Genomic DNA, 19,484 nt, shown 5'->3' on the forward strand with positions numbered 1-19,484 from the left:
GAGGCTGAGACACCTTGTCTCAGCCTCTTCTTTTTAATGCATATAGTTAAAAAAGCTGTCATTCAGAACTATAAGCAGTCTGTGCTAGGTACATTGAACAGTTCAGATCAGGTGTTAAAGGAAATCCTGATCTCTGAACTTTTCTTTATTATAAGGCATGGATGAAGGAACGGAAACCACTTCCATTTCAGGATAGCGAAGAGCTGTAAGACAGTTGCCAAAAACTGCTCCTGTATCGATATTGACCGTATTGTTTTTAAATCTTGCTTCATGGACCGGTGTGTGTCCATAAACAATTAGTGCATTTCCTTCATATTCCTTTGCCCAATCCCTCCGTACAGGAAGTCCCTTTTCAGTTGTTTCACCCGTTACATCTCCATAAAAAACGAACGATTCAATCCGTTTGTTTATTTTGCCAATGTCATCATGCCTAATTCCTGCATGAGCGATTACCAGTCTGCCGTGATCAAGTACATGATAAAGAGGGGAGCTTTCATACAGTTCTTTAAACTGTGCAGCTATCAACCGTTTTTCTTGTGGCGGCAAAGCATTTAGTTCAGCCACTGTTGTCTCAAGACCGTGTATGATCTTTACGTTGTTTCCTTTTAAATAGCGGTAGAGTTTATTACAATGATTGCCGGGAACATAATAAGCTTTATCTTCTTTAACAAGAGAATAGATGTCCTTAATCACACCTGCTGAGTCCTTCCCGCGATCGGTTAAATCTCCTACCAATCCGATTTTCCTCCCGTCAGGATGTATAGGTATACCGGATTTCCAGCTGTAGCCAAGTTTTTTTGTCAGCTTTATCCATTCCGTGCGGCAGCCATGTATATCGCCAATAATATCTATATTCATGCTGGACCTCCTGTTTGTTTTTGTCATATGCTTGTAAGGCTGAATAGAGACAGATAGTAAAGAATCTGCTAGTATAATGATGATTTAATTATCCGGAAAGGGAGTGTGAGCGCAATGGCTGAAAATCTCCAGGAAAAAGATCAGGCTAAATATGATGAAGAGCTGCTCGTTCGAACTCTCATCAACCACGAGCTTGAACTGTTCAGAGAAGAATATTTTAAGCTGCACCCATATGATCAAGCCAGATTTTATCTTCGTCTGAATGTGGAGCTTCGCGAACGGATATATGAATGTTTATCGCCGGAGGAAATGGCCGATATTTTTGAGAACCTCGATGCTGATGATGAAGACTATGAGCCTATTTTATCAGAAATGGTTCCTCAGTATGCTGCAGACATGCTGGCGAATATGTATACCGATGATGCAGTGGATGTGCTGAATGAATTAAACAAAGAGCAAGTAGCAAGTTATCTGACCATAATGAACAATGAGTCCGCTCAGGAAATTAAGGATTTATTGCACTATGAAGAATATACTGCAGGGTCTATTATGACCACTGAATTTGTTTCTATACCTGAACATTCCACTGTGCGTTCTGCAATGGCTATTCTAAGAACCAAGGCGCCAAGTGCGGAAACCATTTATTATACGTTCGTAATTAATGAAGAAAAACAGTTATCCGGAGTTGTATCGCTTAGAGATCTTATTACTGCCGATGAAGATACATTAATTAAAGAGATCATGTCTGACAGAGTTGTTTCTGTTTCGGTAGGGGAAGACCAGGAAACGGCAGCAAGAATGATGAAGGATTATGATTTTCTTGCTCTGCCCGTTGTGGACTTTCAAAACCATCTTCTTGGAATTATCACCGTGGATGACATTATTGATGTTCTTGATGAAGAAGCTTCAGATGATTATTCAAAACTGGCAGGGGTATCCGATATGGATTCAAGAGACCGTACGCCGTTCCGTGCAGCTAAAAAGAGACTCCCCTGGTTGATCGCTTTGTTATTCCTTGGAATGCTGACTGCCAATTTAATTGGCCGGTTTGAAGCGACCCTTGATCAGGTGGCCATTTTAGCTGTGTTTATACCACTTATTGCCGGAATGGCTGGCAACACCGGAACTCAGGCCCTTGCCGTTGCGATAAGAAGCATTGCAACTGGTGATATCCATGATGAGAGTAAATGGAAACTGATCCTCAGGGAAGCAGGAACGGGTTTGATTACAGGCACAACCTGTGGGATATTAGTCATTGGAATTGTCTATGTATGGCAGGGTGAAATCTATTTAGGACTTCTTGTAGGTATTTCAATATTTGCCTCGCTTATTGTAGCGACACTCGCGGGCTCACTCGTCCCGTTGATTATGGACAAATTTAATATTGACCCTGCAGTAGCTTCAGGTCCTTTTATTACGACAATTAACGATATTTTCTCTATCCTTATTTACTTTGGCATTGCTACAGCCTTTATGGGTTACTTAATTTAAGGAAAAGCCGACTGTTTCTTTATGTAACAGTGCCGGCTTTTTTTGCATTGCTTGTTGAAGACAAACATGATAAATTAGTATCAGGTACTAATACTTGTTCTAAAATTGGAGGAATCTTATATGTCGCTTTCTTTAAAAGGAAAAACATTCGTAGTAATGGGCGTAGCAAACAAGCGCAGCATTGCGTGGGGAATTGCCCGTTCACTGGATTTAGCTGGAGCACAAATCATTTTTACATATGCCGGAGAACGCTTTGAAAAAACAGTAAGAGATCTGGCCGAATCATTAGAAGGCGAGCACCCGCATATTCTTCCGTGTGATGTGACAAATGATGAAGAGATTAAGAACTGCTTTGAGACGATTCAGCAAAAAGCAGGAACGATTCATGGAGTCGCGCACTGCATCGCATTTGCGGAAAAAGAAGATCTGCAAGGGGAATATTTATCTACAACCAGAGATAACTTTCTGCTTGCACACAATATCAGTTCTTATTCTTTAACCGCAGTAGCAAAGGAAGCGCGTAAGCTTATGACAGAGGGAGGCAGCATTGTAACCCTCACCTACCTTGGCGGAGAACGCATTCTGCAAAATTACAACGTAATGGGTGTAGCAAAAGCTTCATTAGAAGCAAGTGTAAGATATCTTGCAGGGGACCTTGGAAAAGACGGCATCCGAGTCAACTCAATTTCAGCTGGCCCTATTCGTACGCTGTCAGCTAAGGGAATAGGAGATTTTAATTCCATTTTAAAAGAAATTGAAGAAAAAGCACCTCTTCGCAGAAACACAACACCAGAGGAAGTTGGAGACACGGCTGCCTTTTTGTTTAGTGATTATTCAAGAGGAATCACAGGCGAAAATCTTCATGTGGACTCTGGTTACCACATCGTAGGTTAAACCAAATTTCAGAATTAAAAAATTGAGACATAACTGTAAAAATTTATAAAATGATGCAGTATATATTATTAGCGTGATGGGATTGGAGTGGAGGGCTGCTAGAGCTTTTCCGGAGAGCACCCTGAAAAGGCTCAAGCAACCGTCCCTGTGGAAAACGTCCCGCCGGATGCGCAGTGAACGAGTCGAAAAAAGTTTAAAAAATGAGGATATTTTTATTAATAGAAGTAGGTGAACGGAGCGGAAGGTGGCGACTCCTGCAGGACATGACGGCAAGCTGAGACCCCGCAAGGCAAAGCCTGAGGAGGCTCAGGCGCCGTCCCTGCGGAAAGCGTCCGCCTGAAGCGAAGTGAACCGGTCGTAGAGCTTGAGACATTTTTGTCCCAAGCTCTTTTTTTTATTTAAAAATCATGAATGCCTTACTTTCCCATATAATGAATGAGACTAAGTTTAAGAAAGGGGATTTCTATGAGTAATAAAGAAGAAAAAAAAGCACACAACCCCTTACTATACATTGATCAGCCATCGTTTGAATGCTCAAAGCCTGTCATGCAGCAAGTGTATCAAACCAGCCGGACAAAAGAGAAGGATGATAAAAAAGCTTTAGGGCAAGAGTCCACCCCAAAAAAGAAAGTTAAGGCAAAACCGCTTGGATATGTATATGAAGATGAAAAAAGTGAAAAATTATCATTGAAGAATCAAATAGAAATCGAAGAAGAACAAGAAAAAGAGGCGCCTGCACGACATTCAGTGATAGAACGCTTTAAGCCATTAAAACCATTTAAGGAAATGGATGTGTCAGAGAGGCTTGATTATCTGAAGCCGTTTATAGGAAAAAGAGCACCATTCATTTGTTTATTTGAGTTTGAGGATAAGACCCGTGTAAAAGGCGTGTTGAATGAATGCGGAGAAGAAGAAGTAACCATTGCAGCTAAAGACGGTGAACTCGTTAAAAGGAAGAAAGAAGAGCTGAAAAATATTTATATTAATTAAGATGTATTACAAGTAAAGACTAATGCCCCGTGAAACGGGCGATATTGTTCAAAAAAAAAAGCCGCTCTGCGATTTAGCAGAGCGGTTGTGTTATTTCTTTAGGAGAAAGATCTAAGGACGATTAACATTTTAGGCAGAATCACCATGTCACTTCTTTAGAAGCTAGCTGCTAAACTGCATGTATGCTTTGTTCATTCCCTACAGTCATAAGCTGGTTGATCAGGGGGACCACTTCATCCTTAGTCGCAAATTCCAAGAAATACATCTTTAATACATTGAACAGCACAGAAGCAGTTCAGGTCTACTGTAATACAGCTATCCGTTGATTCAAAGTCGTACACTTTGCAAAGCTTTTTAAGATTAATTTTTGATCCGCAATCTGATAGCAGATCCACTTCGTCGCCTTCCTTGTCTTTTGGCTCAAGGACACGAAGTGTGGCACAGCAATTATCAAAGATGCTTTCAACACGGAAGTAAATTGAAATACAGTCGTGATCAAATCTGTCTCCATCACGGTAAAAAGCGTGGAACGGAGAACCGTCCTTCGTTTTTAGAATAAATACCCGCGTATCTGCAGGTCTTCTGCGTGACGGACTTGTTAGATCCCCAAGCGGCTCAAGGAAGCAGCTTGTTAGACACGGCTGACATTCTTCTTCAACAGCATTGTCCTGAATATCCTTTATTGCGCGTACCACCTCGCATACGCAGCCTTCAAACCCACTCACATTATCTTTCTTTCCACAACAGCTCATTATTTCTCCTCCTTTACATTGGATTCTCTATAAGGTATTCAAACCTTCTCTTTGTGGCTTAGTCATTCGCCTGTTTTATGAAAAAAGGCATGAAAAATTAAAACTGTTACAAACTATAGCAGAAGATATATATCTAAAAATAAATGAGGGATCGCATAATGAAAAAATGGATCTGCACATTCCCACTGATGATGCTGTTAGGCGGCTGTGCGATGTTTGAACAAGTAGGGCCAAGTGAATTGATTATTCATGACACCCACGAAGAAAAAGTGCACATTATAAATGAAAAGCTTCAAAAGTCAGAAGAACTGTACGATACCATTATCATTGCAGGAGAAGATAAAATTCTAGTCAGTTACAAAGTTCACCATATGAACCGTTTTCATATGAAAGCAATTGAGAAAAAAATTAAAAAGTGGACAGAAGAAGAATTTCCAAATCAGGAAGTTGACGTTTCAAGTGATTATAAAATATTTCTGGAATCGTATAATCTTTTTCAATCATGGGAAGAGGGTTCTCTTTCTATAGAAGAAGCTCAAAAAAAATTAGATGAAATTATTAAGTTGAAAAATGAATTAACGTAAAAAGGCGGGGTATATATGGCAAAACAAACAGCTAGTGAAAAATCCTATCAAAGCTTAGTTGAAGCGCATGATCGCAAGCGTCCTGTGCTCATCAATTGCATAAAGGCTTTTTTAGTCGGAGGATTCATTTGTATAGTTGGACAAGCGGTCACGGTTTTCTTTATAACATTCTTCTCCTTTACTGAACAAACAGCCGGCAATCCCTCCGTTGCGACGATGATCTTTTTTGCAATGTTTTTGACAGGTTTTGGTGTTTATGACCGTCTCGGCCAGTTTGCAGGTGCGGGAAGTGCAGTTCCGGTAACAGGATTTGGAAATGCTGTGATTAGTGCTGCAATTGAGCATAAGACAGAGGGCTTCGTTTTAGGTGTCGGGGGCAATATGTTTAAGCTTGCCGGGTCTGTTATTATTTTCGGAGTGTTTGCAGCCTTTTTACTTGCTACTATAAAAACGCTTCTCATTTATTTTGGGGTGGTAAATTGATGGATACTAAAACATGGATCTTTAAAAATAGACCTGCCATTATGTGTTCCGGGGTAGTTGGCGGACCTTTTGAAAAGAAAAGCCCCTACACCTCTGAGTTTGATTATTGTATGGATAGTTTATGGATGGAGCAGGAAAGTTTTGAAAAAGCAAACCGCCTTTTAATTGAAGAAGCAATTGAAGTTCTTATGAAAAAATCGGAAATTGAGCCTTCTGAGATCGATGCGCTTTTAATGGGGGATTTAATTAATCAACTTACACCAACCAGTCTTGCCGCAAGAACTCTATCTGTACCTTACCTTGGACTATTTAGTGCATGTGCTACGTCAATGGAGGGGCTGGCCCTTTCAGCTGTTCTTGTTGATGGCGGCTACAGCGGCAAGATTGTAACGGGGGCCTCAAGTCATAATGCAGCTGTTGAAAAGCAATTTCGCTATCCGACAGAATATGGGGGACAAAAACCGCCAACCGCTCAATGGACAGTCACAGGAGCAGGAGTTGCCCTAGTTGAAAAGTACACAACCCAATCTTCACCCTTTGCTTTCATTGAAAAAGCGACAATCGGTAAAGTCGTGGATGAAGGAATTAAAGATCCTTTTAATATGGGTGCTGCGATGGCTCCGGCTGCAGCTGATGTAATCCACCGCCACCTGACACAGACCAATCAAACGCCTGATGACTTTGATCTTATAGTAACCGGAGACCTGGCATGGATTGGCCATTCCATAGCGGAAGATTTACTAAAAGAAAAAGGGTGGACGTTCAAAGAGGGACAATTCTTAGATTGTGGAAAACTTTTTTATGTGGAAAATCCGGGAATTCAAGCGGGAGCAAGCGGTCCAGCTTGTTCAGCAATGCTTCTTTACAGCCATTTTCTAAATGAACTTCAAAAAGGATCGATTAAAAAAATGCTGGCTGTAGCAACAGGCGCTCTTCTATCACCGCTTACATTTCAACAGGGAGAGTCCATTCCATGTATCGCTCATGCGGTAGAGTTAAGCAGTCCAAGTACTTATACGTTAACTAAAGGAGAGGAAATATAATGTGGCCGTTCTTTTTTTGGGCTTTTGTTGTTGGCGGTTCGATCTGTGTCATTGGACAGCTGCTAATGGATGTCGGAAAACTTACACCAGCGCATACATTAAGTGCACTGGTGGTTAGCGGTGCTGTTTTGGATGCTTTTGGATTATATGAGCCATTAATCGATTTTGCCGGGGCGGGTGCAACGATTCCGATCACATCATTTGGAAATGCACTAATGCATGGTGCGATGCAGGAAGCAGAGAAGCATGGAATTGTTGGGGTTTTAACGGGGATGTTTCAGGTAACTTCCGCCGGGATATCCGCTGCTATTATATTTGGATTTATCGGCGCATTGTTATTTAAACCGAAAGGATAACCGTGTGCCCACTCCCTGAAGGATTTTTTTTCATAGTATATGAAAGAAGGAAAAGGGGAGGTGAAGTTCATGTTTGGTTACGGCGGTTATGGCGGTGGCTACGGTGGCTGTGGTTATGGTCATGGAGGCGGCTACTCTACATTCGTTTTAATTGTAGTCCTCTTCATCCTGTTAATTATTGTTGGTGCAAGTTTCTGCTAAATGATAAATTTATTTATCATTAAGAATTGATTAAAAGAGCTGTCAGATTATCAGGTTCAACCTGATTTCTTTCAGTTCTTTTTTTTGTTTCTCTGGTTTCAAAAGACACGAACCATTTTGGTTCACTTTACATATGATGTTAAAGATGATAGAGGAGGGGAATACATTGAACGATGCATTTTTTAAACGTATCGAACAAAAGACAGGTGTCAGTATGGATAACGTCTTTTCATTGGCCCAATCTTTTCAAAGTGCAGATTTTAAAGATGAAAAAACTGTTCGAAACTTAATTAAGCAGGTGTCTGCAGTAGCCAATAAACCCATTACAAAAGACCTTGAGGACAAAATTGTGGAAACCATTACTGCTAAAGGGAAGTCCATTGATTTTAATACAATTTCAGACATGATGAATAAAAAGGATGGAAAATAAAAAATGATTTGGAGAGAGTACTGCAGCGTTTATCATTTTAAAAATATGGGTAAAAAGTAAAAATGATAAATTTCTGAAGGGGGAAAAACGCTATGGGTTATATAGCACCTGTAAACAACTACCAGTACCAGCAATACGCTGAACGAGATGTTATAAAAGACTATGACCCATTTTATTTAACCCCTGTACAGAGGGTCAGTCCTTACCGGTCATCAGGCGAAGAATCAGAAAACCTTCAATCGAAAGATAAGGAACTGCACGCAAACAGGACTTTACATGAAGCTGATAGCGGGACATCCAAAGTGCCAGATGAAAAGTTCTTATCCATGCATGTGATTCCGAAATATACAGGAAAAGGCAGACTGTTTAATGCCTCTGTTTAAGCATAAAACAAACCTGACAGGGATGTCAGGTTTGTTTTATGTTTTTTTCCATTGATTTGTGAGGAATTCCTGCATCTAAAAATTCATCAGAGGTTATATGGTAGCCGAGCTTTTCATAAAATAACAACGCATGGCTTTGTGCATTCAATTTTAGCCTGCCTATTCCTTTTTTCTCAGCGAATTCTTCTATTCCTTGCATTATTAAGACTCCTGCACCACTCCCGCGATGACTGGAAAGGACACAAATTCTTTCAACCTTACCTGTTTCTTCAATCATTCTGAATCTTCCGGCACCTATAGGGTGATTTTGGTCATATAATACAAAATGATCGCTTGAAGGGTCGTATTGATCGATTTCCTCTTCAACAGGAACCTGCTGTTCAGCTACAAAGACCTGTTTTCTAACAGACATTGCATCTTCCTTTTGTTGTTCAGTTGTCACATGGACGATTTGAAGCATATTATTTTTCACTCCCAAGGCGAAACGTTTCATACACCGTCCAGGAGCCATTTTCAAGCTGATATAAAAGATGGAAGCGGTCAACTGTTTCTTCAAAATTTATTCCTGCCATACGCAGTGAACCGTAAACATCAGAATGCTCATCATCCGACAGCTTTTGTGCAACTGTGATATGAGGCACGAATGAAAGTTCGGGAGCTCCTCCAAGGTCCTCTGTGTGAAGAGCTTCATGGAGTGCAAGAAGTTCAGGTGTGCTGTCCACTTTCATGTAAATGACATTATTGACGGGCTGGAAAGAACTGATTTTATATGCGCGAAGGGTAAACGGCTTTGTATTTTGCCCGACCTCAATCAGCTTTGTTGATATAGCTGCGATTTCTTCATCCGTTGCTTCGAATGCATTTTTGATTGTAATATGCGGTGGAATTAATGAATAGTGCGGATCATACCTTTTTCGATACGAATTCGCTAAATCCTGCAGTTTTTTGGATGGGAAAATTGCGATACCAAATTTCGTCATCACTCATGCCTCCTCTGATCTATTCTGCTGATACGTGTATACAACTTAATTATATCAAAAAGATGTGAAAGAAGCCCAAAAATTAATAAGCAGTCTTTTTAAACATCTTTGTCAGAACTCTGTTTAAGTCAGGCTGCCAAAATTTCCACGTGTGGCCTCCATCAAATTCATCGTAGAAAACCGTAAATCCCTGTTTTTCCATTTCCGAATGAAGCTCTCTGTTCGGAGTTAAAAAATCTTCTTCTGACCCGCGAGTTGTTTTTACAATGGTCTCTTCCTTGCCAATAGTATGATAAACATTTAGTAAATGCACATCTTTAAAAGACTGAGCAGCTTCAATCACCTGGTGATTAACAAGAGGCGACTGCATGATAACCCGTCCAAAGGTATGAGGGTACTGCAAAGCGGCCTTAAATGAAACAGTTCCAGCGAGAGAATCACCAATAAGAGCTCTCCCCATTCCCATTTGGTAGGTTGGGAATTCACGGTCCAGATACGGCACAAGCTCTCTGGCTAAAAAGCGAATATAAGCCTCATGCTGTTCTCCGCTCGGGTGGTACTTTCTTGATCGGTCCTGTACATCTTTGTATGGCACACCTACGATTATGAGGTTTTCAATTTCCTCCTGCTCTAATAATGTATCTGTTAGTCTGGGGAGTCTCCCGAGCTGAAAATAATCCTTGCCATCTTGTGCAATTAATACCGTATACTTATAAAGGGGAGAATAGTTTGAAGGTAAATAAACGAGCAGTGTCATCTCTTCTTTGAGAGCTTCACTGTAAAGCGTGTGTTCATGTATGGATCCCATGTTTGTTCCTCCGTTTCAAGATCAGTAAGTTTTGAAGCGTTTGCAGATAAATTGTATCATAACATTTTGTGATTTTAATTGTGAAATACTTTAACCTGGTTTGATAAAAGGTAAGGAGGAAGACCAATGTCAGTCGAAAGAGTTCATTCCCATGTGGTAACAGAAGCTGCAAAAAACTGCTTGACAGAGCGCGGCGTCACAATTTCTGATATTGCTGAAATTGTCATGCAAATGCAGGGACCATATAATAGCAAATTAACAATTGAGGAATGTGTGGACAGTGTAGAAAAAGTCCTCTTAAAAAGAGAAATCCAGCACGCATTACTGGTTGGGGTGGAATTAGATAAGCTCGCTGAACAGAAAAAATTGTCAGAGCCTCTTCAATCCATAGTAGAAGCAGATGAAGGGTTATTTGGAGTGGATGAAACAATTGCCCTGGGCGCTTCATTAGGGTATGGGAGCATTGCGGTCACTACGTTTGGCCATTTAGACAAAAATAAAATCGGCATCATTGCCAAACTGGATACAAAAGTGGGAGGCGGTGTGCACACATTTCTAGACGATATGATTGCCAGCATAGCAGCGAATGCATCTTCACGTCTCGCTCATCGATTAAGGGATATGGAAGAAAACCTTCCACCAGAGGAGCGGAGAATAATTGAAGATGAATAAAAGCAGACGGTCATGCACATTCTATGCAGACCTCTGCTGCAGCTTAATCCCCATTCATGTATTGTTAATTATGTTACGCTCACCCTTCATGTAGAAAAAAGGTTGATATAGTTGCGTTTAAAGGGTGATCCATAGGAGCGCCCTTTAATCAATTTGACAAGAATGTAACATTTCGTGATAAAATAGTATACGTATTAATGGAATTTTATAAGGGGGGCGACATTTTGAAAAAAAGTAAATATTATTTGTTTATGGTCATGCTGCTTGCTGTATCCATGATTTTGGCTGCTTGCGGCGGAGATGACAGCGGCGACGGCGGAGGAGAAAGTGAAGAACCCGATATTCTTGGACTGGCTACCGGCGGAACGGGCGGTACATATTATCCGCTTGGCGGAACGTTTGCAAACTTAATTAGCGATGAAACAGGAATTGATACGGATGCTGTAACATCCAATGCGTCTGCTGAGAACATGGCGATGATTGACAATAATCAAGCCGAGATTGCTTTTGTACAGACCGATATTGCTTCCTACGCGGTTGAGGGAACGCAGATGTTTGATGCTCCAATTGAGAAAATCAGAGGACTAGCCACACTATATCCTGAAACAATTCAGATTGTTACAACTGCTGATTCAGGAATTGAATCCGTAGAAGATCTTGCCGGCATGACAGTGTCAGTTGGTGAATCAGGTTCTGGAACACGACTAAATGCAGAACAAATTCTTGAAATCCACGATATGACCTTTGAGGATATGGATATTCAAAACCTTTCATTTGATGATTCCACTACCGGGATTCAAGATGGCTCAATTGATGCAGCATTTATTACAGGCGGAACGCCGACTGGTGCAGTTGAAGGCCTGGCTGCTCAAGTAGATGTAGTCATTGTACCGATTGAGCAGGAGAAAGCACAGGAATTAATGGAAGCTTATTCTTTTTATTCCGAAGATGAAGTGCCAGTAGATACGTATGGTCTGACTTCAGCGGTTCCTACAGTCGCTGTGCAGGCAATGCTTGCGATTTCTGCTGACCTTTCTGATGATCTTGTTTACGATATAACAAAAAGCATCTTTGAAAACACGGATGAGATTACGCATCCAAAGGGAGAATTTATTACTGCCGATACTGCACTTCAGGGAATTGGCATAGAGGTTCACCCTGGAGCTCAGCGTTACTTTGATGAGCAGGGTGTAGAAGCAGAATAACCGTACGGAAGATCAAACAGGTCCAATTTGGGCCTGTTTGTTAATTGTTATGGAGATGGTTTAAGATGATTGCAGAAAAAAAGAATGCAAAACAAAAAATAATATGGCGTATCCTCTGTTTAGCACTTATACTGTTTTTATTAATCGCCATTGCTTTCCCTGCAAAAAAAGCCATAACCTTTCAGGATCTTCGTTCAGAAGAGATTCTTGCCTATCTCCCGGTACAAGATCATCAAGCATTTCAACTCGAATATACCCATTCCATCCATAAATCCACTGTTATTGACACCTACTTCGTTTTACCTGATGATCAAATTCAGCAGACGGAACTTCAATTTGAAGATACGGCGATAGGAATGCCTTCAAATGCCATGTATGAAGGGGAGATATTCTCAGAGAAAGATGGTTACTATTTGATTGAAAATATGAACCGGATTTTTCCGTCTATCACGTTAAGGACAAGCCAGGTCGTCATCAGCCACAAAATCAACACCAATGGAAAAAGTTATGAAATGCATGAATTTATTAAACCGGGATCCTTAATTAAAATTGAAATTAAAAACTTAACCTTGTACCAGCTGCTGAGAGGAGTGAATATGAATGGATAATAAGAAAGATCAGTCTGCAGAGCAAAATAAACAGCTTACCGAAAAAGAACAAAAAGAGCTTTTAGCGAAATATGATCCTGAAGCAAGAACGAGGCAATATAAAGGCATCATGAACTGGATCGTCTTTATTGGCCTGGTTGCTTTTTCTGTATTTCAGATTTATGCAGCGATTACTCAATCGATTCCTAGACAAACGTTATTATCGATTCACCTTGGTTTTGCCCTTACTTTAGTTTTCCTATTGTTTCCTGCGATAAAAAATCCTAAGAAAAAGAAAAACAATTTGCCATGGTATGATGCACTATTAGCACTAATGTCGATTTGGGTGGGAAGCTACTATCCATTAAATGAGGAACGGATTGTAAATACGATTGGCACGATTACACCGATGGAATTCTGGACTGGACTTATTGCAATTCTTCTTGTGCTTGAAGCGACAAGAAGAGCAGTAGGGCTGCCAATCACTGTCATCGCTTCCCTGTTTTTGGCGTATGCCTATTTTGGCAGGTCCATGCCTGGTTTTCTTCGACATAGAGGTTTGGACCTTGAAAACATGGTTAATACAATGTTTATTTCATCGGAAGGAATTTTCGGCACCCCGCTCTATGTGTCAGCAACCTTTATCTTTTTATTCCTGCTGTTTGGGGCTTTCTTAGTGAAAACCGGGATAGGTCAGTATTTTAATGACCTCGCTGTTGCTTTTGCCGGTAAACGTGTTGGCGGACCAGCAAAGGTAGCAATCTTTTCGAGTGCTATGCAAGGAACGATAAGCGGAAGCTCTGTAGCAAACGTTGTAACATCAGGTTCGTTTACGATTCCTATGATGAAGCGTCTTGGCTACCGGAAGGAATTCGCAGGAGGAGTGGAAGCAGCTGCTTCTACCGGCGGTCAGCTTATGCCTCCAATCATGGGGGCGGCGGCGTTTCTGATGGTGGAATTCATCGGCGGCGTCACGTACTGGGAAATTGCCAAAGCGGCAACCATTCCTGCTCTGCTATATTTTGCAGGGATTTGGATTATCACACACTTTGAAGCTAAAAGAATTGGTCTGACCGGGCTGCCGGATAAAGATATACCAAAAAAATCTGTGGTACTTAAAAAGATTTATTTGTTAACACCCATTTTTGCGGTAGTATTCTTGCTGCTTGACGGAAACTCTATTATCCGGGCAGCTTTATATTCTATTGTAATTACAATTTTAGTCAGCTTAATTAGAAAAGATACGAGAATTAATATTAAAAAGTTCATTGAGGGACTTGCTGATGGTGCAAGAACAGCCTTGTCTGTTGCTGTGGCAACCGCCTGTGCCGGTCTGATCGTAGGAGTTGTTACGAGAACTGGTCTTGGTCTTAAACTGGCAAACGGTTTGGTGGACTTATCCGGTGGAATCCTGCTGCTCACGCTCTTCTTTACCATGATCGCAGCGATTATTCTTGGAATGGGCTCACCGACGACAGCCAACTATGTCATTACAGCAACCATCGCAGCACCTGCGTTGATTCTGCTGGATGTACCGCCGCTGGCTGCACATCTATTTGTTTTCTACTTCGGCATCGTAGCCGACATTACACCGCCAGTGGCACTGGCTGCCTTCGCAGCGGCAGGGGTCTCAGGAGGAGAGCCGATACGAACCGGGGTAAATGCGGCGAAGCTAGCCATTGGCGCCTTTATTATTCCGTATATGTTCGTTCTTTCTCCACAGCTTTTATTGATCGATACAAATGCTGTTGAAATTTCAATTTCAGTCATCACAGCATTAGCAGGTATGACGGCAATAGGAGCTGCCGTTATTGGCTACTGGTACCGCCCCGTCCATCCTGTGGAGCGTCTGCTGGCAGCTGCCGCCGGACTAATGCTGGTTTACCCTGAAGGCATTACCGATATTTTAGGCGCAGTTTTGTTTATTGCCTTGCTTGTTCTGCAATTTGTATGGAAACGGAAGGATCCTGCGAAAATGCAGACAGCTCAAGCGTAAGTATGAGTTTATAGACGAGATGAATAAACAAAACTCAAAAAAGTTTAAAAAATGAGAACATATTTTTTTATGGATGAGGTTAACGGAGTGAAAGGTGCCGGCTCCTGCAGGATGTAGCGGCAAGCTGAGCCTTTACAGGGCAAGGTCCTAAAAAGGCTCAGCGCCGTCCCTGCGGAAAGGGTACGCCTGAAGCGTAGCCGAACCGTTCAAAGAGCTTGAGACACGCTTTTGGTCCCAGGCTCTTTCTTTTTATTATGAGATTTATTATTGACGTAATGAAAAATCTATCATAAAATAGTATTTGTCATCACCATGTGCAAACAGATAAAAAGTAATTGTTTGCCTGCTAAATAGCAAGATCTGATAGTTCAGCGGGAGAATACGTCCTTGACAGGGACGGGGTCGGGGGTTCGAATCCCTCTCAGATCATTCCCAAAGTGCATCCCTTAAAAAGGGATGCACTTTTTTGTTTATATTGTATTTTTAAACTGTACTTTTTTTGGGTGGAAAAACTGAATAAGAAAAAAGTCCCTATTTTAATTGGTAATTAAAGCTATATATGTTAAATAAGGACTTTGTAATCAGAGTATTAAAATGACTTCCGGGTAAACACTGATTAAGACAAAATATTATTCAAATGGAGGTTTTACTATGAAAGGTGTTACTTTTCAGGGAATCAAAGACATGAAAGTGAAAGAAATTCCTGATGCAAAACTTCAAAAGAATGATGATATTATCGTAAAAATAACTTCTACAGCTATATGTGGTTCAGATCTACATATATATCAAGGTGCACTTCCTACCCATAAGGATTACGTTGTGGGCCACGAACCAATGGGAATCGTAGAAGAAGTGGGACCGGAAGTGACGAAAGTAAAAAAAGGCGATCGTGTTGTCATCCCTTTTAATATTTCTTGCGGCCAGTGTTTTTATTGCCAGCATGATTTAGAAAGTCAATGCGATAATTCAAATCCTAATCCGGAAATAGATACGGGCGGCTATTTCGGGTTCACCGAGCGATACGGGAACCATCCAGGTGGACAGGCTGAATATCTGCGTGTACCATACGGAAACTTTATGCCTCTCGTCATTCCGGATTCTGTGGAACTAGAAGACGAAGCGCTTTTGTTTATGTCAGATGTACTTCCGACAGCTTACTGGAGCATTGAGAATGCCGGAGTGAAAAAAGGTGATACAGTTGCCGTTCTGGGCTGTGGGCCAATCGGATTAATGGCTCAAAAGTTTGCCTGGATGAAAGGCGCTAAACGTGTAATAGCTGTAGATAATCTTCCATACCGTCTGGAACGCGCCAAAAAAATGAACAATGTCGAGATCTTTAATTTCGAAGAATTTAATGAAATGGGACTTCACATTAAAGAAATAACAAATGGCGGTGTAGATGCAGTTATTGATTGTGTTGGAATGGATGGCAAGAAGTCACTTCCTGAGGAAATTGGGCAAAAGCTTAAACTTCAGGGGGGAACATTGAGTGCAATTGACATCGGCATTGACGCGGTTCGAAAATTTGGAACGATTCAATTAACCGGGGTCTATGGATCAAAATACAACGGATTCCCGCTTGGCAACATTTTTGAACGAAATGTTGAGCTCAAAATGGGACAGGCACCTGTTATTCACTACATGCCTAAATTATTTGAAATGATCAAGGCAGGCGAGTTTGATCCTACAGAGATTGTATCTCACAAAATGAGTTTAGATCAGGCAAGTGAAGCGTATAAAATATTTAATGATCACGAAGATGAATGCGTTAAAGTGGTCTTAAAACCTTGATAACAAATTAGCATGAGAATGAGCGGAAGGCGGCGAGTTAAGCATCAGCAGAGTTTGAAGACGAGCTGAGAATTTCGATAGCACCAGGCCTCAGATAAAATTAAGCGCCATCTTTGAGGAGCTCCGCCTTAATAGCAATGAGCCGGTCTAAGGGCCTGAGACACTTTTGTCTCAGGCCCTTTTTAAATGGTGCCACACAGTAGAAGTAGTTGCTGGTAAGTCTTAAGTAAATGGGAGAAGTGTATTCAACGGTCCAGTGTCTGTAATTAGATCCTTTATATCCCAAATTGGAATAGGGAAATAGGGAAATCCGGCTACGTAGGGAGAAATTTCATATTGCTGAAAGTAAATGACAAGACTGTGATCTGCAAGATAAAAATCCTGATCTCTTCGAATGGATGTAAAATCGCCTATTAAAGGAATGTCCCATTTCTTGATTTTTTCGCTAATTATATCGGACAGTCTTTCCACAAAAGGAGCCCCCGGTTTAAACAATTCATAAAGTAAATACATTTTCCCAGTGTCAGCATTGAACGTGAGCGATTTAATCAGAGTTAAACCATGCGCACCCCCGGTATACGAATACACAATTAATGATAAGCTCAATATTCTACGTTCATTTGTTTTTATTTCATAATAGCCAATCATCTCCTGCAGGTTAGGATCGTGATACCCTAAATCCAGCAGCATTCTATTTAACGTTTCTACGATTTTAACGTTGATATTCATTTGTACAGAAGGATTGTACAGCTCTGTTACTTCAGGATACAGTATCTTTATGTTTAGTGCAGGATTGTTGAGAGATTTCGTTTTTATGGTGACTGGAAGGTCCATTGGTGCCATCATCCTCTCACATACAGATAGTAGTACTCTATGTCAGCGGGATGTGAAATATAGCTGTAAAATAAAAAAAGCTTTTCACTCTGCGGGAGCGAAAAACTTTTTTTGCTATCTAAAATAAATAACCTTGATGTTATCGTTGTAATATCTTATATTGCAGGTAATATTTATCTCTTTTTCTTTATGCCGGATTCTGACTTCCTGGTAACCCTGGAGCTCCCTTGAAAGAACGGAGCGCTCAAGTTCTGCAAGAATTTCTGCGATATCCTGCCGTTGGTTCCCATTGGCAATGGTAAGCTTGTCATCAAAAGTTGGAATAGACTTGTACATAATGGTTAAACTTTTAATTTGCTCATTAATTGATTTATATCTTCTGTCAAAAAGTTCCGAGCGGTTAAATACAACGTTTGAATCAATTTGATTTGAATACAGCTCTTGACGGTTCATTTGATCTTTTATTGAACTTTCAGGTAACCCAAGGATGGAGGCAGCAGCTTCAATTCCGTAGACATAGTTATGAACTTGATTTGTCATAACGGATCCCTCCTAACTACTTAACCTAAATTGTAGCATAAAACCGCAAAAAAATCCAGAGCGCCTATTAAAAGAACACATATTTGAGGTGATTGTCTGCTTTAGGTAAAATAAACAGCATATATAAACAGGAGGATTGGTTTTCGTTATGAGTCGAATCATCATTATAGGTGCGGGTATACTCGGGGCATCTGCTGCTTATCACTTATCTAAAAAAGGAGAAGACGTACTAATCATCGACAGAAAAGATAAGGGGCAGGCAACGGATGCTGCTGCAGGTATTGTCTGTCCGTGGCTTTCACAGAGAAGAAATAAGGCCTGGTATGAACTTGCAAAAAACGGGGCGAAGTATTATGAATCCCTTATTCCAATGCTTGAAGAGGATGGAGAGAGTGAGACAGGCTATAAAAAAGTAGGGGCCCTTAGTCTGCATCGTGATGAGGATAAGCTAAATAAAATGGAAGTCCGTGCAAAAGAGAAAAGAGCAGCAGCACCTGAAATCGGGGAAATCAGAAAATTGCAGGCAAGACAGGCGAGGGAATACTTTCCCGAATTATCAAGCGATTATCAAGCGCTTTTCGTTGCAGGCGCTGCACGGGTTGATGGAAGAGCACTTCGAGATGCCCTGCTGAACGGAGCCCGCAATAATGGAGCGACACTTGTTGAAGGAAGTGCGAGTCTGCTTTATGAAGGAAAAAAAGTTACGGGGGCAGCAGTGAATGACCGGAAAATTGCGGGTGAAAAAGTGATCATTACTGCTGGTGCATGGGCAGCAGATCTTTTAAAGCCGCTTGGGATAAATCTCACTGTCAGTTCCCAAAAAGCTCAAATCATTCATCTTGAAAGAGAGCATGCAAATAATTGCGATGATCAACCTGTCATTATGCCGCCTAATGATCAATACATTGTCCCGAGTTCGACAACAAGAGTTATTATAGGAGCTACTCATGAAAATGATGCTGGTATAGACTTTCGGGTAACAGCAGGAGGAATGGCAGAAATTTTAGATAAAGCACTGAAAACAGCTCCAGGCCTGACAAATTATGAAATAAAGGAAACCAGAGTAGGGTTTCGTCCATTTACTCCCGGCTTTCTCCCTGTAATAGGAGAAGTACCGAACGTTACGGGTGTATACATTGCAAATGGCTTGGGTGCTTCCGGCCTTACGACGGGGCCTTATCTGGGGTACCAATTATCTAAACTGCTTTGTGGGGAAAAAACAGACATTGATTTAGCTCAATACCCAGTTTCTGGTGCAATTACTGAATAGTAAGATCAAAAAAACTGCCGGGATTAACCCGGCAGTTTAAAATAGTATCCCATTGTGATACTATTTTATGCAAAATAACGAATGGTTTTATACGTCATGATCCTGATCTTTGACAAACACCTCATTTACATGAAAATGATTTGACAAATAAATAGTCCGATGATCGTCCAAAGCCCTCACCCCGTTTGGAGTATTTCGTTCCTTGCCTTAGTTAGAATGCTCATTAAGTAAAAAAAAATTCAAGGTAAAATATCCCATAAGTAAAAAAATACCTGCACTAAAATATCGGCTTTTTCTCATACTAAGAGTGCACGGTTTTAACGTGTAAAATTAAGT

Annotated in this window: 23 protein-coding genes and 1 tRNA gene; 17 read left to right on the plus strand and 7 right to left on the minus strand. The window is 40.9% G+C overall.

All coding sequences use genetic code 11. The features are described 5' to 3' along the window. Window positions 1–114: 114 nt before the first annotated feature. The gene (gene prpE, locus P6709_RS14735) at window positions 115–858 is read right to left on the minus strand and encodes a bis(5'-nucleosyl)-tetraphosphatase PrpE (protein ID WP_278241698.1); all 744 of its coding nucleotides are present in this window, start codon (window positions 856–858) and stop codon (window positions 115–117) included. A 114-nt stretch (window positions 859–972) separates the two neighbouring features. Between prpE and mgtE the strand changes: the two genes are divergently transcribed. The 3 genes from mgtE to P6709_RS14750 all read left to right on the plus strand — a co-directional run bounded on the left by mgtE (window position 973) and on the right by P6709_RS14750 (window position 4,233). Continuing rightward, the gene (gene mgtE / locus P6709_RS14740) at window positions 973–2,349 is read left to right on the plus strand and encodes a magnesium transporter (RefSeq protein ID WP_278241699.1); all 1,377 of its coding nucleotides are present in this window, start codon (window positions 973–975) and stop codon (window positions 2,347–2,349) included. A 120-nt stretch (window positions 2,350–2,469) separates the two neighbouring features. Beyond that, window positions 2,470–3,243 carry an enoyl-ACP reductase FabI gene (gene fabI / locus P6709_RS14745; RefSeq protein WP_278241700.1) on the plus strand — a complete coding sequence of 258 codons (774 nt, stop codon included), beginning with the start codon at window positions 2,470–2,472 and terminating at the stop codon, window positions 3,241–3,243. Window positions 3,244–3,708: 465 nt separating this feature from the next. Continuing rightward, window positions 3,709–4,233, plus strand: a complete 525-nt coding sequence (locus tag P6709_RS14750; RefSeq protein ID WP_278241701.1) for a CotO family spore coat protein — start codon at window positions 3,709–3,711, stop codon at window positions 4,231–4,233. A gap of 239 nt (window positions 4,234–4,472) precedes the next feature. Here P6709_RS14750 and P6709_RS14755 read toward each other — a convergent pair whose 3' ends face one another. After that, on the minus strand, window positions 4,473–4,985 hold the full coding sequence (locus tag P6709_RS14755) for a CotY/CotZ family spore coat protein (RefSeq protein WP_278241702.1): 513 nt from the start codon (window positions 4,983–4,985) through the stop codon (window positions 4,473–4,475). 158 nt (window positions 4,986–5,143) lie between these two features. On the opposite strand from P6709_RS14755, the gene P6709_RS14760 reads away from it, so the two are divergent. From P6709_RS14760 to P6709_RS14790, 7 genes are all read left to right on the plus strand, one after another. Next, a complete protein-coding gene (locus tag P6709_RS14760) occupies window positions 5,144–5,569 on the plus strand; it encodes a sporulation protein (protein ID WP_278241703.1) in 426 nt (141 codons plus the stop codon). Between the two features lie 15 nt (window positions 5,570–5,584). Next, window positions 5,585–6,052, plus strand: coding sequence for a stage V sporulation protein AC (gene spoVAC, locus P6709_RS14765; protein ID WP_278241704.1), 468 nt, complete (start codon window positions 5,585–5,587; stop codon window positions 6,050–6,052). Further along, on the plus strand, window positions 6,052–7,095 hold the full coding sequence (spoVAD, locus tag P6709_RS14770) for a stage V sporulation protein AD (RefSeq protein WP_278241705.1): 1,044 nt from the start codon (window positions 6,052–6,054) through the stop codon (window positions 7,093–7,095). The genes spoVAC and spoVAD overlap by 1 nt, the downstream gene beginning before the upstream one ends. Continuing rightward, window positions 7,095–7,451 (plus strand): stage V sporulation protein AE, encoded by a 357-nt coding sequence (gene spoVAE / locus P6709_RS14775; RefSeq protein WP_278241706.1) that lies wholly within the window; start codon window positions 7,095–7,097, stop codon window positions 7,449–7,451. Before spoVAD ends, spoVAE begins: the two co-directional genes overlap by 1 nt. Window positions 7,452–7,520: 69 nt before the next feature. Continuing rightward, a complete protein-coding gene (locus P6709_RS14780; protein ID WP_278241707.1) occupies window positions 7,521–7,652 on the plus strand; it encodes a YjcZ family sporulation protein in 132 nt (43 codons plus the stop codon). A gap of 166 nt (window positions 7,653–7,818) precedes the next feature. Continuing rightward, window positions 7,819–8,082 carry a stage VI sporulation protein F gene (locus tag P6709_RS14785; protein WP_278241708.1) on the plus strand — a complete coding sequence of 88 codons (264 nt, stop codon included), beginning with the start codon at window positions 7,819–7,821 and terminating at the stop codon, window positions 8,080–8,082. Window positions 8,083–8,174: 92 nt separating this feature from the next. Beyond that, window positions 8,175–8,465, plus strand: coding sequence for a hypothetical protein (locus P6709_RS14790; protein ID WP_278241709.1), 291 nt, complete (start codon window positions 8,175–8,177; stop codon window positions 8,463–8,465). Window positions 8,466–8,490: 25 nt separating this feature from the next. Here P6709_RS14790 and P6709_RS14795 read toward each other — a convergent pair whose 3' ends face one another. From P6709_RS14795 to P6709_RS14805, 3 genes are all read right to left on the minus strand, one after another. Further along, a complete protein-coding gene (locus tag P6709_RS14795; RefSeq protein ID WP_278241710.1) occupies window positions 8,491–8,925 on the minus strand; it encodes a GNAT family N-acetyltransferase in 435 nt (144 codons plus the stop codon). A 1-nt stretch (window position 8,926) separates the two neighbouring features. Continuing rightward, window positions 8,927–9,445, minus strand: a complete 519-nt coding sequence (locus tag P6709_RS14800) for a YjcG family protein (RefSeq protein ID WP_278241711.1) — start codon at window positions 9,443–9,445, stop codon at window positions 8,927–8,929. Between the two features lie 82 nt (window positions 9,446–9,527). Continuing rightward, window positions 9,528–10,253 carry an alpha/beta hydrolase gene (locus P6709_RS14805; protein WP_278241712.1) on the minus strand — a complete coding sequence of 242 codons (726 nt, stop codon included), beginning with the start codon at window positions 10,251–10,253 and terminating at the stop codon, window positions 9,528–9,530. 126 nt (window positions 10,254–10,379) lie between these two features. On the opposite strand from P6709_RS14805, the gene P6709_RS14810 reads away from it, so the two are divergent. The 6 genes from P6709_RS14810 to P6709_RS14835 all read left to right on the plus strand — a co-directional run bounded on the left by P6709_RS14810 (window position 10,380) and on the right by P6709_RS14835 (window position 16,504). Continuing rightward, window positions 10,380–10,925: a phosphatidylglycerophosphatase A family protein gene (locus P6709_RS14810; protein WP_278241713.1), complete on the plus strand. Its 546-nt coding sequence runs from the start codon at window positions 10,380–10,382 to the stop codon at window positions 10,923–10,925. A gap of 224 nt (window positions 10,926–11,149) precedes the next feature. Then, complete coding sequence (locus P6709_RS14815) at window positions 11,150–12,130, plus strand: TAXI family TRAP transporter solute-binding subunit (protein ID WP_442905341.1); 981 nt, start codon at window positions 11,150–11,152, stop codon at window positions 12,128–12,130. Window positions 12,131–12,195: 65 nt separating this feature from the next. Next, the gene (locus P6709_RS14820; RefSeq protein ID WP_278241714.1) at window positions 12,196–12,738 is read left to right on the plus strand and encodes a DUF1850 domain-containing protein; all 543 of its coding nucleotides are present in this window, start codon (window positions 12,196–12,198) and stop codon (window positions 12,736–12,738) included. Next, complete coding sequence (locus P6709_RS14825) at window positions 12,731–14,713, plus strand: TRAP transporter permease (protein ID WP_278241715.1); 1,983 nt, start codon at window positions 12,731–12,733, stop codon at window positions 14,711–14,713. The genes P6709_RS14820 and P6709_RS14825 overlap by 8 nt, the downstream gene beginning before the upstream one ends. A 357-nt stretch (window positions 14,714–15,070) precedes the next feature. Beyond that, window positions 15,071–15,142 (plus strand) — tRNA-Val (locus P6709_RS14830). Between the two features lie 222 nt (window positions 15,143–15,364). Beyond that, the gene (locus P6709_RS14835) at window positions 15,365–16,504 is read left to right on the plus strand and encodes a zinc-dependent alcohol dehydrogenase (protein ID WP_278241716.1); all 1,140 of its coding nucleotides are present in this window, start codon (window positions 15,365–15,367) and stop codon (window positions 16,502–16,504) included. 222 nt (window positions 16,505–16,726) lie between these two features. Here P6709_RS14835 and P6709_RS14840 read toward each other — a convergent pair whose 3' ends face one another. Both P6709_RS14840 and P6709_RS14845 read right to left on the minus strand, forming a co-directional pair. Next, window positions 16,727–17,338: a DUF3298 and DUF4163 domain-containing protein gene (locus P6709_RS14840; RefSeq protein ID WP_278241717.1), complete on the minus strand. Its 612-nt coding sequence runs from the start codon at window positions 17,336–17,338 to the stop codon at window positions 16,727–16,729. A 114-nt stretch (window positions 17,339–17,452) separates the two neighbouring features. Then, complete coding sequence (locus P6709_RS14845; RefSeq protein ID WP_278241718.1) at window positions 17,453–17,878, minus strand: hypothetical protein; 426 nt, start codon at window positions 17,876–17,878, stop codon at window positions 17,453–17,455. Between the two features lie 148 nt (window positions 17,879–18,026). Here P6709_RS14845 and P6709_RS14850 point away from each other — a divergent pair, with 148 nt between their 5' ends. Then, the gene (locus tag P6709_RS14850; protein WP_278241719.1) at window positions 18,027–19,148 is read left to right on the plus strand and encodes an NAD(P)/FAD-dependent oxidoreductase; all 1,122 of its coding nucleotides are present in this window, start codon (window positions 18,027–18,029) and stop codon (window positions 19,146–19,148) included. Window positions 19,149–19,484: the final 336 nt, after the last annotated feature.

The sequence above is a fragment of the Jeotgalibacillus sp. ET6 genome, from assembly GCF_029667115.1.
In the GTDB taxonomy this organism is placed as follows: domain Bacteria; phylum Bacillota; class Bacilli; order Bacillales; family Jeotgalibacillaceae; genus Jeotgalibacillus.